Source organism: Ruegeria sp. P8 (genome assembly GCF_056534665.1).
The window spans coordinates 352,609-367,234 of record NZ_JBQERC010000001.1 but is presented as its reverse complement, the minus strand read 5'-3'; the positions used below and the strand labels follow the sequence as shown (position 1 = coordinate 367,234).

12 protein-coding genes are annotated in these 14,626 nt (G+C 60.8%); 1 reads left to right on the top strand and 11 read right to left on the bottom strand.

Translation table 11 applies throughout. From position 1 onward, the window contains the following. Positions 1 to 2: 2 nt before the first annotated feature. Entirely contained in the window at positions 3 to 1,160 is a 1,158-nt protein-coding gene (locus tag ACR0BZ_RS01845) for a phosphatase PAP2 family protein (RefSeq protein ID WP_480919296.1), read from the bottom strand. Between the two features lie 28 nt (positions 1,161 to 1,188). Then, positions 1,189 to 3,012 (bottom strand): adenylate/guanylate cyclase domain-containing protein, encoded by a 1,824-nt coding sequence (locus ACR0BZ_RS01840; RefSeq protein ID WP_480919295.1) that lies wholly within the window; start codon positions 3,010 to 3,012, stop codon positions 1,189 to 1,191. Positions 3,013 to 3,851: 839 nt separating this feature from the next. On the opposite strand from ACR0BZ_RS01840, the gene ACR0BZ_RS01835 reads away from it, so the two are divergent. Further along, positions 3,852 to 5,033, top strand: coding sequence for a BaiN/RdsA family NAD(P)/FAD-dependent oxidoreductase (locus ACR0BZ_RS01835; protein WP_480919294.1), 1,182 nt, complete (start codon positions 3,852 to 3,854; stop codon positions 5,031 to 5,033). On the opposite strand, the gene ACR0BZ_RS01830 is transcribed toward ACR0BZ_RS01835, so the two are convergent. From ACR0BZ_RS01830 to rsmH, 9 genes are all read right to left on the bottom strand, one after another. Next, entirely contained in the window at positions 5,030 to 5,404 is a 375-nt protein-coding gene (locus ACR0BZ_RS01830; RefSeq protein ID WP_480475937.1) for a glycine zipper family protein, read from the bottom strand. The two genes, ACR0BZ_RS01835 and ACR0BZ_RS01830, sit on opposite strands and share 4 nt — an antisense overlap. Positions 5,405 to 5,514: 110 nt before the next feature. After that, positions 5,515 to 6,912, bottom strand: coding sequence for a UDP-N-acetylmuramoyl-L-alanine--D-glutamate ligase (murD, locus tag ACR0BZ_RS01825; protein WP_480919293.1), 1,398 nt, complete (start codon positions 6,910 to 6,912; stop codon positions 5,515 to 5,517). Next, complete coding sequence (locus ACR0BZ_RS01820) at positions 6,909 to 7,454, bottom strand: AAA family ATPase (RefSeq protein WP_480919292.1); 546 nt, start codon at positions 7,452 to 7,454, stop codon at positions 6,909 to 6,911. Before ACR0BZ_RS01820 ends, murD begins: the two co-directional genes overlap by 4 nt. Continuing rightward, on the bottom strand, positions 7,451 to 8,533 hold the full coding sequence (gene mraY, locus ACR0BZ_RS01815; protein ID WP_480506250.1) for a phospho-N-acetylmuramoyl-pentapeptide-transferase: 1,083 nt from the start codon (positions 8,531 to 8,533) through the stop codon (positions 7,451 to 7,453). The genes ACR0BZ_RS01820 and mraY overlap by 4 nt, the downstream gene beginning before the upstream one ends. A gap of 36 nt (positions 8,534 to 8,569) precedes the next feature. Continuing rightward, positions 8,570 to 9,964, bottom strand: coding sequence for a UDP-N-acetylmuramoyl-tripeptide--D-alanyl-D-alanine ligase (locus ACR0BZ_RS01810; RefSeq protein WP_480919291.1), 1,395 nt, complete (start codon positions 9,962 to 9,964; stop codon positions 8,570 to 8,572). Then, positions 9,961 to 11,460: a UDP-N-acetylmuramoyl-L-alanyl-D-glutamate--2,6-diaminopimelate ligase gene (locus tag ACR0BZ_RS01805; RefSeq protein WP_480919290.1), complete on the bottom strand. Its 1,500-nt coding sequence runs from the start codon at positions 11,458 to 11,460 to the stop codon at positions 9,961 to 9,963. Before ACR0BZ_RS01805 ends, ACR0BZ_RS01810 begins: the two co-directional genes overlap by 4 nt. A gap of 22 nt (positions 11,461 to 11,482) precedes the next feature. Beyond that, entirely contained in the window at positions 11,483 to 13,270 is a 1,788-nt protein-coding gene (locus tag ACR0BZ_RS01800) for a peptidoglycan D,D-transpeptidase FtsI family protein (RefSeq protein ID WP_480919289.1), read from the bottom strand. Continuing rightward, positions 13,267 to 13,635 carry a cell division protein FtsL gene (gene ftsL, locus ACR0BZ_RS01795; RefSeq protein WP_209504535.1) on the bottom strand — a complete coding sequence of 123 codons (369 nt, stop codon included), beginning with the start codon at positions 13,633 to 13,635 and terminating at the stop codon, positions 13,267 to 13,269. Before ftsL ends, ACR0BZ_RS01800 begins: the two co-directional genes overlap by 4 nt. After that, positions 13,632 to 14,624 (bottom strand): 16S rRNA (cytosine(1402)-N(4))-methyltransferase RsmH, encoded by a 993-nt coding sequence (gene rsmH / locus ACR0BZ_RS01790; protein ID WP_480486300.1) that lies wholly within the window; start codon positions 14,622 to 14,624, stop codon positions 13,632 to 13,634. Before rsmH ends, ftsL begins: the two co-directional genes overlap by 4 nt. Positions 14,625 to 14,626: the final 2 nt, after the last annotated feature.

Below are 14,626 nucleotides of genomic sequence, written 5' to 3'. Positions count from 1 at the left end.
CCTTAGCCCAGCCATTCGTCTTGTGCTTCGTCCATCAGTTCGTCCAGAACCTCGGTCAGGTAAGCCACGGTTTTTCTGGCCAGACTTCGCCCGGCGGCTGTGTCGCTTGGGTAATGCAGACCGGCCCATTCGCGGTTTTCAGCAATCCGCTGGGCGCGGTGGAACAAAGCGACAGTGCCCGGATGTTCGGGGATCAGCCGCGAGAACAGTTCGGCAATCGCGAAAGATTGGTAGGAGTGGTTCGAGGGGTAAGCCGCATGAAAAGGCACCGGAAGGAAGGGCCGGATCAGCGGCTGGATGATATTGGGTCTGGGTCGGCTGAAGCGGTTCTTGTAGGTCAGGCCGATTTCATTCGTCAGTTCCAGCAGGATCGTCATCAGCGCGCGGGTCGCATCAAAGCCGCCCTTCTCGTCAATACCCAGCGGGCTGAGATAGTCATCAATGCCAAAGCCTGCCTGCGTCACGATTTCCTCGCGCCGCGTCGCCTGATTTGACCACTTGAGCCGCCCTTGCAGGATCAGCAGGTATTCGGTTTCCTTCATGCTTTCGTCTGGGCCCGGTGGCGGCAGAAGATCGATGTTTTCCCAGATTTTGCCCAGCAGTCCGGATGCGGGCAGCATACCGATCCGGCACAGATCGCGCATCTCGCGCCAGCCGAAGGAAGCATCGTTGCCGCCGACGTCAAAATCGCTGCGGTTCCGGTTACGATTGCGATTTCTGTTTCGGTTCCGGTTTCTGTTCCGATTGCGGTTTCTGTTGCGGTTCCGGTTCAGTGCGAATGCCGAAGATGCGCTCATCGCGACGGACGCCGCGCCGAGGGCAGAGCGTTTCCCGATCTCTTCGTCTTTCGCACCTTTTACACGGCTGTCAGACCTGAAGGGGTCGATGAATTCTTCGTTCTGCATGAACGCGGTAAGCTCGCGCAGTTTTTCAATATCCAGCAACTCGGAATCCAGATCATGAATGGCATTGAGATATTTGATGAAGCTTTCCCTCTGCGCGTCGTAAATGAAATTTTCCAACGCCTTTCGATTGTCCCCCGGTGAGGCACCGAGACCACCGGTTCCGGCAAGGTTCATCAATTTCACCACTTTGCAGGAAATCAGCTCTCCACGTCGGGCCATCATGCCAAAACCATTGAGCGTGGACACGTAAGACATAAGTAAACCCCCTACTTTTACCCCTACTTCAAGCGTGTTGCGGCAACCCGATCCGGGACAGGCCGCTTTCCATCAATTGCGCGCTGAACCGTGTTGGCACCGGGAACCGGTCCTGCTGGATGCAGGCCAGCGACATGTCCGGTTCCAGATTGGTCAGCCGCTGCAAGGCGAACTCGCCTCGCTGATGGTCACCTGCGTGCCCGTAAGCCGCAGCCAGATAGCGCATGACGGTCTTGAACTGCGGTTGAACCTCCATCACGGATTCGCCGAACCTGATGGATTTCTCGAACTCGCCATTGACCAGCGCGGCGACACATCCTGCCCCGTCAAACAGATGCCGGTACGGGCTGTGCCGTCCGATAAGCCGTGCCTTCTGCGCAGCTTCCACTGCCAGCGCCGGACGATCCGTGTAGCAATAGAGCATGGCGGCGGAATCCCAGCTCATCGCACGATAAGGGCTGAGCTCGAGCGCGCGGTCGACCAGATCCTGCGCCACCGAAAACTCTCGGAACACGTAGGAATGCACGTGGGCGACAAGGCCCAGAACAGTGCCGTTATCCGGGTCAGCCTCGACAGCGCGGCGGGCCAGATCGCGCGCCTGCGCTTCCAGTGTAGCATCCCAGGTTCCGTACCGTTCGCCGACCTTGAATGTTGTGACATAAGCCAGCCACGCAAGGTAGACCGGCTTGGGATCAAGCTCGTAAGCCGCCAGAATGTCCGCCTCGAGCTGGTCCAGCCCCGGCCCGGTCATGGTCAGCAGGTGATGCACGGCGGCAACGGCGGTTTTCGCCGCGTGATGGGAGGCCGGATCGCGCATGTGACGCCCGTTCAGCAAGGCAGTCAGCAAGGCGTCAGTGGCATAGCTGATGAACGATGTCAGACCCGAGCAGTTTTGCCCCAGAAAGTCACCCTGATCGGCCACCACATTCTGGCTCCAGATCACTTTTCTGTCTTCCGACCGCATTGCGGTGGCGGACACTTGCAACATGCTGCCACAGGTCGAAGCGCGACACTGAAGGAAAAGATCAGGCCCAGCCGACAGTGGTTCCTTTGGAAGCGCAACCTGCGGCACCCGGTAATCCTGAACCTCGAGCGCTTCGGTTTCGGTAAGGGATTTGGACAGCTGTTCCGCAACGATGTTGGACACGAATGCCGCGGTTTCGGAACCACCCCCTACATCCGGAGACAACAGACCGATCACGAAATTCGGGCGCGGTAAGGTAAACGACAGCCGTTCGGACCGGAAGGCCGTTGGGTTGGCGGGAACAGGAACCGGCTGTTCTTTTCCGTCCTTCTCATATGGAACGTCGATTGTTGCGCGGGCCACTTTGAACAGCTCGAGCGAGGCACCGATATTCTTGAGATTGGGTCGCCCGATCGAGTTGAACAGGAAATCCTGCCGCCCGCGCAGCGCATTGCGCACAACGCTTGAGACCAGAACCTCGCCGGATGAGCCGACGCTTTCGATCCGGGCCGCCGTATTCACAGCGTCGCCGATGATCTGCTGGTCAACCTCGAACGTGTCGCCCAGATGTATCCCAATTCGATACCCTTTGGCGTACCGGTCGGGGGCATGGGTCAGGACATCCTGCACCCCCAGCGCAGTTTCGACGGCGGCACGCGCGCTTGGGAAAACGGCGCACAGCCCGTCACCGGTCAGGCCGGTCACCCGGCCCCGAAAGCTGTTAACCAGATCGCTGACGCAATTCAGATCGCGGCGGATTCTGGCCAGTGTTTCAAGCTCGGCCTCGCGGACGGCGGCAGAGTAATCACATGCATCAAGGAACAGGATCGCCCTGAGCCGCGCCTTGGGAAGGTCGCCTGGATTGTTCAAATTCAGATTAATACCCATGATCGTGTCTCGGAACTCTTTAACTTGTTGAAATGTGCCACCCCGAAAACAGGCAGGCTGGCACGCATCAAAGGCGTGTTGCGATTGCAAATGCAGCCGACGGGTGTGAATGGCGCTGCATTGCGCGGGACGGGCCACGGGCCTGAATGGAAATCACGAGGCATAAATCGGCCCGCTGATGAGATTTGGTTTCTAAAATGCGTTAAGTTCAAAATAATAAGGGTTATTGTATTGTTTTAGTGAACTTCCGTCGACATATTTTTATTTTTGAACATATTTTTCGGTGTAATTTGGCCAATTTACCCGGCACCTGTGGCGCTTGGTGCTTGGCGGGCAAGACGGGCTGATGCGGCAAGACTTCCCGTTAGGAGTGCGCGAGGGCTGATCCCGGTCAAGCCTTTGGCATTGAACCGGCCCGATACTTTTGAACCAAGCGGATGGCCCGACACAGTTTCGGCTGACTGGTTCCGGAAATCGATTCTCCAAAAAGTATCCGAACGTTGCCCGGCCCGCACCGTTTCAGCCGGTCAAGCCAGTCGCCACCCTGTTCGGTGGCCCAACATTTGGCGGGACCAGGTGCCCTGCACAACCTGAACGGTGCCGCAATTTGACCGGACCCGGGAGTGGTTTTCTGTGATCTGCACCCTTCCAACCCCGCCCCGCGACGCGCGCGCAAAATCCCGACAACCAGCTCAAACCGGCCGCCGCGCAAGGGTGTCACCGCCCGCAGGCCCCGATTTTGCGGGAATCATTCACCTGACAACTAAATCCTTTGCCTCAGGCCCGATGCGCCGGGTTTCACCCTTGTCATCGCCGAAAATCCACGCCAAGGGCGGTGCATGAGGTTCGATACGATCATATTGGGTGCCGGAGCAGCAGGAATGATGTGCGCGGCCCGTTGCGGTGGGCGGGTGCTGATGATCGACCACGCCAAGGCGCCGGGCGAGAAAATCCGCATCTCGGGCGGAGGGCGGTGCAACTTCACCAATATGTATGCGGGGTCGGGCAACTTCCTGTCGCAGAACCCGCATTTCTGCAAATCCGCGCTGTCGCGGTTTACGCAGTGGGATTTTGTCGATCTGGTGAACCGGCACGGCATCAAATGGCATGAGAAAACGCTGGGGCAGTTGTTCTGTGATGGCTCCTCAAAGCAGATCATCCAGATGTTGTTGGACGAGATGAGCCGCGCCGGCGCCGAGCTTTGGGTGCAGACCGCGCTGCGTGATCTGCGCAAGGAGGATGCCGGATTCGCGATGGAGGTCGAGCGTGAGGGGCAGCGCCTGCATCTGGCCTGTGCCAATCTGGTGCTGGCCACGGGGGGCAAATCCATCCCCAAGATGGGCGCGACCGGGCTGGCCTATGACATTGCCCGACAGTTTGGCTTGCGGGTGACCGACACCCGTGCGGCGCTGGTGCCGTTCACCTTTTCGGATGGCCGGTTCAAGGACCTATCCGGTGTTTCCCTGCCCGTGCGGCTGTCCAATGACCGCACAAGTTTTGACGAAGCGCTGTTGTTCACCCATCGCGGCCTTAGCGGACCGTCCGTTTTGCAGCTGTCCTCTTATTGGCGCGAAGGTGAGGAGATCGGCGTGAACCTGATCCCCGAACTGCCCCTGTTCGATCTGCTGCGCGCGCAACGGCAAAACGCTGGGCGCAGGGCGCTGACAACGGAACTGGCGCGGCATCTGCCGTCCCGGTTGGTTGAATACCTGAGCCAAGTCATCCCGATGTCCGGCAATCTGGCTGATCAGTCGGACGCGAAGCTGTCTGAACTGGTCGCGGCCCTGTCAGATTGGCGGCTGGTACCGTCGGGAACCGAAGGGTATCGCACCGCCGAGGTCACACTGGGCGGAATAGATACCGATGATCTGTCGTCGAAAACGATGGAGGCCAAGGATGTCCCTGGCCTCTATGCGATTGGCGAAGCGGTGGATGTCACCGGGTGGCTGGGCGGCTACAACTTTCAATGGGCATGGTCATCAGGCCATGCCGCAGGTGTCGCCATTGCCGCCATGAATTAACCTACGACGTTGTAGCCGCGACCGCGCATGCAGTTGCGCACGATCACTTCCTGATTCTGGGTGTTGCTGATCGCACTGGCACCCACACCGACCAGAGCACCAGCGGCCGCCGCACGACCCAGATCGCTGGCGCTGTTGTCGATAATTGCCGTGGTTGCCGCAGCACCGGCCGCGCCAATGGCGGCAGCGCCCGCGGTGTTGCTATCCAGCGTCGGACGGGACCGGGCCAGCGCCTGACAATTGGCCAGATCGGACTGGTAGTTCGGGCCCACAGGCCCGTCGATGATAGGAACATAATTCGCCCCGCTATTGGCGCAGGCCCCGGCCAGCGCAACAACGGGAAGGATGGAGAGAATTTTGCGTGCAGACATTTTCCGCTTCCTCTTTATTGAACTTAAGGTGACGCAACCTCAATTCCAACAAAGTGTCAATCTGACTGAAAAATGTCCACACGTACCGGCGGGCTGTTGCAGGTGCGGTGTTAGCCCAGCCGTTTTTGCACCTGCGCTGTGAAATCGTCGCCACGCTGTTCGAAATTGTCATATTGATCGAAACTTGCCGCTGCCGGTGCCAGCAGAACGGTCTCGCCCGCCTGCGCATCCGCCATGGCTTGCGCCACTGCCGCCTCCATCGTGGTACAAACCTGTGCGTCGGACGTCAGCTGCATCGCAAAGCCAGCCGCCTCACGGCCGATGACATAGGCTTTGATCACCTGATCCGCTGCTGCGTTCAGGGCTGCGACACCGCCTTCTTTCTCAAGCCCGCCACAGATCCAGCGGATCTTTTTGAACGCCATAAGCGCTTTCAGGGCGCTGTCGACATTGGTCGCCTTGGAGTCGTTGACATAGGTTACTCCGCCCGCCTCAGCGATGATCTGGCTGCGGTGGGGCAGGCCCGGGAACGAGTGCAGCGCGTCTTCGATCACGCGCGGCGCTAGGCCCAGCGACCGGCAGGCCGCATAAGCCGCACAGGCGTTCTGGTGGTTGTGGGCACCGGGAAGGCCTTTGATCGCGCGCAGGTCGATAGACCCGGCCTGCCGCCCCTTGCGGTATTCCGACAAAAACCCCTTGCGCGCGAAGACCTGCCATCCCGGCCCGGTCAGCTTTCGCGTTACCGAGATACGGATCACCCGATCATCCGCCGGCCCTTCGGCCAGCTGGCCAGCCAGAAAGGCGCCTTCGGTTTCATCGATGCCAACGATCGCGCGGTCCGGGCCGCCTTCGGCAAACAACCTTCGTTTGGCCGCGAAGTATCCGCCCATGCCACCGTGGCGATCCAGGTGATCTGGCGAAAGGTTGGTGAACACCGCCACATCCGGGGTCAGCGCACGGGCCAGTTCCGTCTGATAGCTGGAAAGTTCCAGCACCACGACCGAGCCATCGCCACCCGGATCGATATCCAAAACACCGCGCCCTATATTTCCGGCCAACTGCGCCTCGCGCCCGGCCTCGGTCAGGATGTGATGGATCAGCGCCGCGGTGGTGGATTTCCCGTTCGAGCCGGTGACCGCGATGACCCGTGGCGGAGTGTCATAGTTGCTCCATTCCGGCCCCGCAAAAGAGCGGAAGAACAGGCCGATATCATTGTCGACCGGCACGCCTGCATCCAAAGCTGCGGCAACCACGGGGTTGGGTTCGGGATAAAGATGCGGAATGCCCGGTGAAACGATGAGCGTGGCAATCGTGTCAAACGCCCCCTGTTTGCGCAGGTCGGCACAGGAGAACCCTTCGCCCTCGGCGTTGGCGCGGGCTGTGGGGTTGTCATCCCAGCAGACCGGCTCCGCCCCGCCTGCGCGCAAGGCGCGTGCGGTTGCAAGACCGGACCGGCCCAATCCCAGAACCGCAACTTTCTGCCCTGAAAAGCCTTTGACCGGGATCATTTCATGTGTCCTTTGCCTAGCTGCGCTTCAAGCCAGTCTGCCCGCTCGACCACGGGCCGTTTCGGGACAAGGACTGTCTGGAAACCAAGTTTCGGTAAGCGGTCGCACAAAGCTTCATATTCCGCAAGAGCGTCAGACAGATCATGCTGTCGCTCGCTGTCCTGAACATAGATTTCAGGCCATGGTGGAAACAGGAACACCCGGCAATCATAGTCAAGCCGCAGAATCTTATCACGCAGTGCATTTTCAAGATTTGTGCCCGTGCGCTCGAACCAGATCAGAGCATCCAGCGCCGACCTGTCAAACAGAACCAGACCAGCTGGAGCATGGGCCATGTCGTCAAAAGCCGTGCCGATCACCTTTCTGCAAAACGCCTTGGGGTCATTCCACGGTAACGCGTTCCCACCGCTATCCTGCTCGGCCCTGACCACACGTCGACCAGGTTCAGGAACCGTTGCGTAGCCACGTTTCGCCATTTCCTGCAGCAGGGTTGACTTACCTCCGCTGGAACATCCTGACAAAACAATTCGGCGGTTGGTCACCGCACCTTCAGCGTTGCAAGACCGATCATCGCCAGGATCAGCGAGATGATCCAGAAGCGGATGACGATGGTCGGCTCGGCCCAGCCTTTTTTCTCATAATGGTGATGGATCGGGGCCATCAGGAAGACCCGCTTGCCCGTGCGTTTGAAGTAGAGGACCTGAATGATCACGCTCAGCGCCTCGACCACGAACAGGCCGCCGACGACGGCCAGAACCAGCTCGTGCTTGGTGGCAACGGCAATGGCGCCCAACGCGCCGCCCAGCGCCAGCGACCCGGTATCGCCCATGAAGACCGCCGCCGGGGGGGCGTTGTACCAAAGGAACCCCAGACCCGCACCAAAGAGCGCTGAGGTGAAGATAAAGATTTCACCGGTGCCCGGCACGTAATGCACGTCCAGATATTCGGTAAAGTCGACGCGGCCCACCGCATAGGCGATCACGCCCAGCGTCGAGGCGGCGATCATCGCTGGCATGATGGCCAGCCCGTCCAGACCGTCGGTCAGGTTTACCGCGTTGGCGGCCCCTACGATCACGACAATCGCAAACGGGATATAGAAGATGCCCAGATTGACCAGCGTGTCCTTGAATACGGGTACAGCCAGCTGGTTCTGCAACGCTTCGGGGTGGTGCAAAGTCGCCCAAAGCGATGCCAGCACGGCAATAATCACGCCCAATGCGAGGCGCATCCTGCCTGAAACCCCCTGCGTGTTCTGTTTTGAAACCTTCGCATAGTCATCCGCGAATCCGATGGCCGCATAAGACAGGGTCACGAAAAGCACCATCCAGACATAAGGGTTATCCAGACGCGCCCAGACAAGGGTCGAGGTCACAAGAGCCCCGACAATCAGCAAACCGCCCATTGTTGGCGTGCCTGCCTTGGAAAAATGCCCCTCGGGGCCATCATTACGGATCGGCTGGCCCTTGCCCTGCTTTCTGCGCAGCACGTTGATCAGGGGTTTTCCGAAGATGAACCCAAAGATCAGTGCCGTCATGAAGGCACCGCCTGCGCGGAAGGTGATATACCGGAAGAGGTTCCAGAAATCCCCACCATCCGACAGGGCGGTCAACCAGTACAGCATGACAATACCTTTCTCACACGAGGCGCATGGGCGTGATCACCCATCAAGCGCGCCCCCTTGCCCCATTTTGCGCAGACCGTCAACAATCGAGGCCAATCCCATGCTGAGAGAGCCCTTGGCCAGAACAGTATCGCCGTCCCTGACCAGCGACGGCAACCGTCCGGCCATCTCGGCGCTGGTTTCGGACCAGAGACCGCGTTTGGCAGGGGGCAGCGCGTGGTGCAGTGCCCGCATCAACGGGCCGATACAATGCACCTGATCGACATGTGCCATCGCTTCGGCATCGGCCATGGCGGCGTGCATCGCCACTTCCTGTGTGCCCAGCTCTTTCATGTCGCCCAGAATGGCGATGCGGCGTTTGCCTTGTGAGGCGGCGAGTACATCCAGCGCGGCCTCCATCGAGGTCGGGTTGGCGTTATAGCTGTCATCCAGCAGTTCGATCTGCCCGCCGCCGGGCAGAGGAATGCTTTCCCGTACGCCGCGCCCCTTGACCGGGGACCATGCGCGCAGACCTGCGACGGCGTCATCGAGATCAACACCCAATTCAACGCAGGCTGCCAAGGCCCCCAGCGCGTTCATGGCGAAATGCGTACCGGCAGAGTTCACCTCAAATCGGATTACCTGTTCACCAACGGCTGCCTCGGCTTTCACGGTGTTCGCCGCCTGCTGAACGTTGGTCAGCCGGTAATCCGTTGCGCCTTGGCCGAAATCCACGATTCCGGCCCCCTGCCCAAGCGCCGTTTGGCGCAGGATATCTGCGTGGTCGATATCTGCATTGACGATTGCCGCGCCACCGGGTTCGAGCCCTTCAAAGATCGCTGCTTTTTCATGGGCGATACCAGCGACGGACTCGAAGGCTTCCAGATGCACCGCCGCCACGGTTGTAACCAGCGCCACATGCGGGCGGGCCTGCCGGGCCAGCGGGGCAATCTCGCCCGGATGGTTCATTCCGATCTCGATCACTGCGAATTCAGTGTCGCGCGGCATCCGTGCAAGGGTCAGCGGAACGCCCCAGTGGTTGTTGTAACTGGCCACGCTGGCATGGGTTTTGCCTTGTGTTTCAAGGATCACGGCCAGCATTTCCTTGGTCGACGTCTTGCCGACACTGCCGGTCACCCCCACCACACGCGCATTCGTTCTGGCGCGAGCCGCCTGCCCCAATGCCTCGAGCGCCACCTGCACATCATCAACGATCAGCAGTGGCGCATCTGGCGATACATTGTCGGGAATATGCGAGACCAAAGCCGCGCCTGCGCCTTTCTCAAGCGCTTGGGCAACGAACTCATGCCCGTCCCGCGCCGCTTGCAGCGCCACAAACAGATCACCGGGTTGAAGGGTGCGCGTGTCGATGGAGACACCATCAGCGGTCCAATCGGCCGTGACCCGCCCCCCCGTTGCCTGAGCGGCCTCGGATGCTGTCCAGAGCGTCATGCGACCCTCCCGTCCAGCGCGGCGACGGAAATGCTGGCCTGTTCGACATCATCGAAGGGCAGCACCTGATCGCCAACGACCTGCCCGGTTTCGTGGCCCTTGCCCGCAATCAGCAGTGCGTCGCCGGGTTGCAGGGCATCGATGCCGCGCAGAATGGCTTCGGCGCGGTCGCCGACCTCGGTCACGCTGACGTCGCCCGCTGCCTCGAGCGCACCTGCCATGACAGCGGCGCGTATGGCGGCGGGGTCTTCGCTGCGTGGGTTGTCGTCGGTGACGAAAACCATATCTGCGTGGTTGGCAGCTGCCTTTCCCATCAGCGGGCGTTTCGTGGCATCGCGGTCGCCGCCCGCGCCGACAATGGCGATCAAACGACCCATCACATGCGGACGCAGCGCCTTGAGAGCGGTGGCCACGGCGTCGGGGGTGTGCGCGTAATCCACAAAAACCGTCGCGCCGTTTTCGCGGGTTGCGGCCAGCTGCATACGCCCGCGCACGGTGGTCAGATGCGGCAGCGTTTCAAAAACCCGTTCGGGGCTGTCGCCCGCGGCAATCACCAGCCCGCAAGCCAGCAGGATGTTTTCGGCCTGGAACCCTCCGATCAGGTTCAGGCGTGTCTGGAAGGTCCGGCCCTGCCACGCAAATCGCAGATCCTGCCCGGTGGCATCGAACCGCTGGTTGATCAGGCACAGATCGGCGTCGCCCAACCCGACGGTCAGCACCGATTGACCGCGCGCCTGGGCGATCCGGCGGACCCGAGACCCCTTGGGATCGCTCAGATTGATGACCGCGGTGCCATCCTGCGGCAGAACCCGGTCGAACAACCCAGCCTTGGCTGCGAAATACGCTTCAAAAGTCTCGTGGTAATCCAGATGGTCCTGCGTGAAGTTCGAAAACCCGGCAGCGGTCAGGTGCACGCCATCCAGGCGGCGCTGTTCGAGGCCGTGGGACGAGGCCTCCATTGCGGCGTGGGTCACACCGTTTTCGGCGGCTTCCGCCAGACAGCGATGCAGGGTGATCGGCTCGGGCGTGGTATGGGCCAGCGGTGCGGTCCATGCCCCTTCGACCCCGGTTGTCCCAAGGTTGACGGCGGCGTGGCCCAGTTCGGTCCAGATCTGGCGCACAAAGGTGGCAACCGAGGTTTTTCCGTTTGTTCCGGTGACCGCGACAATGGTCTGCGGCATCGCGCCGAACCACAGGGCGGCGGCCCCGGCCAGCGCCTGACGCGGGTCTTCGACAACCACCAGCGCCGCATCCGACGCTGCAAGATCAGCTGCTGCGATTTTCGCCCCTTCGGCATCGGTAAGGATGGCGGCGGCCCCCATTCGCAGGGCGTATTGAATGAACGTGCCGCCATGAACCCGCGTGCCGGGAAGGGCTGCAAACAGGAAACCGTCTTTCACCTCGCGGCTGTCAACGGCCAGACCGGTGATCTCGGGGTTAACCCCGCCTCGCGCGGTCAGGGCCAGTTGGCTGAGTTTCTTTGTCCTTGTGCCCATGACCCACCTCTTGCCGGACAGCCTAGTTTGAGGTCAGCGTTATAGCAGCGCCCGCCTCAGGCTCAAGCCGGGGACGCAAGCCCAGCAGAGGTGCCACGCGACCAATAAGTTCGGCAGCTACAGGCACTGCTGTCCAGCCTGCGGTGCGGCGTTTTTCACCGTAAGCCACGATAGAGGGTTCATCCAGCGTGACGATCAGAACATATTTCGGATCGTAGGCCGGGAAGAGCGTTGCGAAAGTGGCGATGACCTTGTCTTCGTAATACCCGCCGCGTGGCTTGGGCTTGTCTGCCGTGCCGGTCTTGCCAGCCACGTCATACCCTTTCACCTCGCCAAAGCTGGCAGTGCCATCCGTCACCACCTTGCGCAGCATTTTCTGCGCCTGACGCGCGGTTCCCTGCGACATCACACGGGGGCCGTATTGCGGGCCGTTCTGGCGCAGGATGGTCGGGCTGACATAATGCCCGCCATTGGCAATCGCCGCATATCCCGCTGCAAGGTGCATCGGGCTGGTTGACAGGCCGTGGCCGTAGGAGATGGTCACAGTGCTCAGCTCGCCCCATTTCTTTGGCTTCAGCGGCACACCGCCCGTGGCCTCGACAATCTCGAACGGGGTCGGGTCGAACATGCCAAGCGCATTCAGAAAATCCTGCTGCCGCTGCGCGCCGATCTGCAACGCCAGACGCCCGGTGCCGCGGTTCGAGCTGTGGACGATCACATCCGCCACGCTGATTTTGCCGTAATTCTTGCCGTTGAATTCACCAATCGGAAAGCGCCCGATCTTCATCGGGCCGGATGTATCGATGATGGTGTTCGAGTTCACCAGCCCAAGTTCAACCGCCTGCGCGGCGGTGAAAATCTTGAAGACCGACCCCAGCTCGTACACGCCCTGCACATAGCGGTTGAACAGCGGGCTGTCCGAGGGATCAAACCCCGAGGTCGGCGGGCGTGGGCGATCATTGGGATCGAATGAGGGCAGCGAGGCGGCGGATAAAACCTCGCCCGTATGCGCATTCATCAGAACTGCCGATGCGCCCTTGGCGTTCATGATCTTCATACCGCCATAGAGCACCTGTTCGACCGCGGCCTGAATGGTCAGGTCCAGCGACAGTTGCAGCGGCTTGTTGCCATTGGCCGGGTCGCGCAGATAGTCGTCAAACTGCTTTTCCACCCCGGCCACACCGATCACCTCGGCGGCGCTGACGCCCTCGCGGCCAAAACCGGAGCCACCCAGGATATGCGCGGCCAACTTGCCATTGGGATAGAGGCGCATCTCGCGCGGGCCAAACAGGATGCCGGGATCACCAATGTCGTGCACGGCCTGTTTCTGTTCGGGCGAAATGCGTTTCTTGATCCACAGAAACTTGCGCTTGCCAGTGAAATCCTTGACCAGACGCTCTTTATCCAGATCGGGGAAGATCGCGACCAGCTGATCCGCTGCCGCAGTCGGGTCGATCATCAGGGGCGGCTGCGCGTAGACGGAATAGGTATCAAGGTTGGTGGCCAGAATGCGCCCTTCGCGGTCGACGATATTGGCGCGTTGCATGGCAATCGCGGCCCCCGGCGCATTGGCCAGTGGTTCCTGCACCTCGGACGTTGCCAACATGCCCATGCGGACGCCAACCACCGAGAATGCGCAGAAGAAGAACAGCCCCAGCACCAGCAGACGCCCTTCGGCGCGGGCGCGGGCGCGGTCTTTCATGTCTTCGTGGCGCTTGCGAATGTTTTCACGCTCGATCGCCTTTGGGTTTTCGCCACGGGCGCGGGCGTCAAGGATACGGGCCAGTGGACGAAGGGGCGTGCGTGTCATGGGATCTGCACCTCGCCCAAGGCCTGAATGTCGGTGATGGCCTGCAATTCAATCGGGTCAACGATGGGCAGGTCCGGGTCTTCGGCAAAGGCGATCTGATCGGCGCGCCCGAACTGTTCGGCCCGCAGAGGCAGCAGACCAAGGCGTTCAAAATTCAGGTCCGCCAGCTCTCGCAGCCGGTCGGGGCGGTTCAAATAAGCCCATTCGGCGTTCAGGACCGCCAGCCGCACCTGCGCCATGCCGATCTCGCGTTGCAGGGATTGCGTTTCCTTCACCACCTGTTGGGTCCGATAATTCTCCTGATAGGCCCAAAGCGCCAATCCGAACACGGACAGAGCAGTCAACACATACAAAACACTCTTCATCTTGCCCTTCCCCCAAGTTGAGGCATTCCAATGGCGCGGGCCTCAATTTCCCCCGCCGGAGCATCGGTGCGGATCACGACACGCAGCTTGGCCGAGCGCGCGCGCGGGTTTTCCTGCAATTCCTGTTCGTCGGGTCCTACGGCCTTGCGGGTCTTCAGCGTGAATTGCGGTTGGTCCTGTTCCATCTCGGGCGCATAGCGGTTCGCACGCCCTGTTTTGCCCGCGCGCGACTGAAAGAACCGTTTGACCATCCGGTCTTCGATGGAATGGAAGGTGACAACGGCCAGCTGCCCACCGGGTTTCAGCGTACGTTCGGCGGCCATAAGGCCCTGAAACAGCTCTTCATATTCGGCATTCACCGCGATCCGCAGACCCTGAAAACTGCGCGTTGCGGGATGCGATTGCCCCGGTTTCGGGCGCGGCAGACAGGATTCGACAATCTCGGCCAGACGCAGGGTGGTTGTGATCGGCGCCTCGGTTCGCGCCCGGACAATCGCCTTGGCAATCCGGCGGCTGGCGCGTTCTTCGCCATAGTGGAACAGGATATCGGCCAGTTGCGCCTCGGTCGCCGTGTTTACCAAATCGGCGGCGCTTTCGCCTTGCTGGCTCATCCGCATATCCAGCGGACCGTCCTTCATGAAGGAAAACCCGCGCTCGGCCTGATCCAGCTGCATCGAGGACACGCCAAGATCCAGCACAACGCCATCCAGATCCTGCGCGTATTCGTCCATGCGCGAGAATACGCCGGGCTGCATCACCAGCCGGTCGCCGTAATCCTGCGCCCAATCTGCCGCCATTTCAAAGGCCAGCGGGTCACGGTCTACACCGATTACCTTGTCTGCCCCGGCCTCCAACAGCCCGCGCGTATAGCCGCCCGCGCCAAACGTGCCGTCCAGCCAGATGCCCGTGACCGGCGCAACCGCAGCCAGCAAGGGGCGCAGCAGAACGGGGATATGTGGTTTTTCAGATGAGGACGCAGCGCCGGCCATGC

Coding starts and splice junctions, on each gene's coding strand:
- ACR0BZ_RS01805 (WP_480919290.1), bottom strand. CDS start 11,460: ATGGGCACAAGGACAAAGAAACTCAGCCAACTGGCCCTGACCGCGCGA.
- ACR0BZ_RS01810 (WP_480919291.1), bottom strand. CDS start 9,964: ATGACGCTCTGGACAGCATCCGAGGCCGCTCAGGCAACGGGGGGGCGG.
- ftsL (WP_209504535.1), bottom strand. CDS start 13,635: ATGAAGAGTGTTTTGTATGTGTTGACTGCTCTGTCCGTGTTCGGATTG.
- ACR0BZ_RS01845 (WP_480919296.1), bottom strand. CDS start 1,160: ATGTCTTACGTGTCCACGCTCAATGGTTTTGGCATGATGGCCCGACGT.
- ACR0BZ_RS01835 (WP_480919294.1), top strand. CDS start 3,852: ATGAGGTTCGATACGATCATATTGGGTGCCGGAGCAGCAGGAATGATG.
- mraY (WP_480506250.1), bottom strand. CDS start 8,533: ATGCTGTACTGGTTGACCGCCCTGTCGGATGGTGGGGATTTCTGGAAC.
- ACR0BZ_RS01830 (WP_480475937.1), bottom strand. CDS start 5,404: ATGTCTGCACGCAAAATTCTCTCCATCCTTCCCGTTGTTGCGCTGGCC.
- ACR0BZ_RS01800 (WP_480919289.1), bottom strand. CDS start 13,270: ATGACACGCACGCCCCTTCGTCCACTGGCCCGTATCCTTGACGCCCGC.
- ACR0BZ_RS01840 (WP_480919295.1), bottom strand. CDS start 3,012: ATGGGTATTAATCTGAATTTGAACAATCCAGGCGACCTTCCCAAGGCG.
- murD (WP_480919293.1), bottom strand. CDS start 6,912: ATGATCCCGGTCAAAGGCTTTTCAGGGCAGAAAGTTGCGGTTCTGGGA.
- rsmH (WP_480486300.1), bottom strand. CDS start 14,624: ATGGCCGGCGCTGCGTCCTCATCTGAAAAACCACATATCCCCGTTCTG.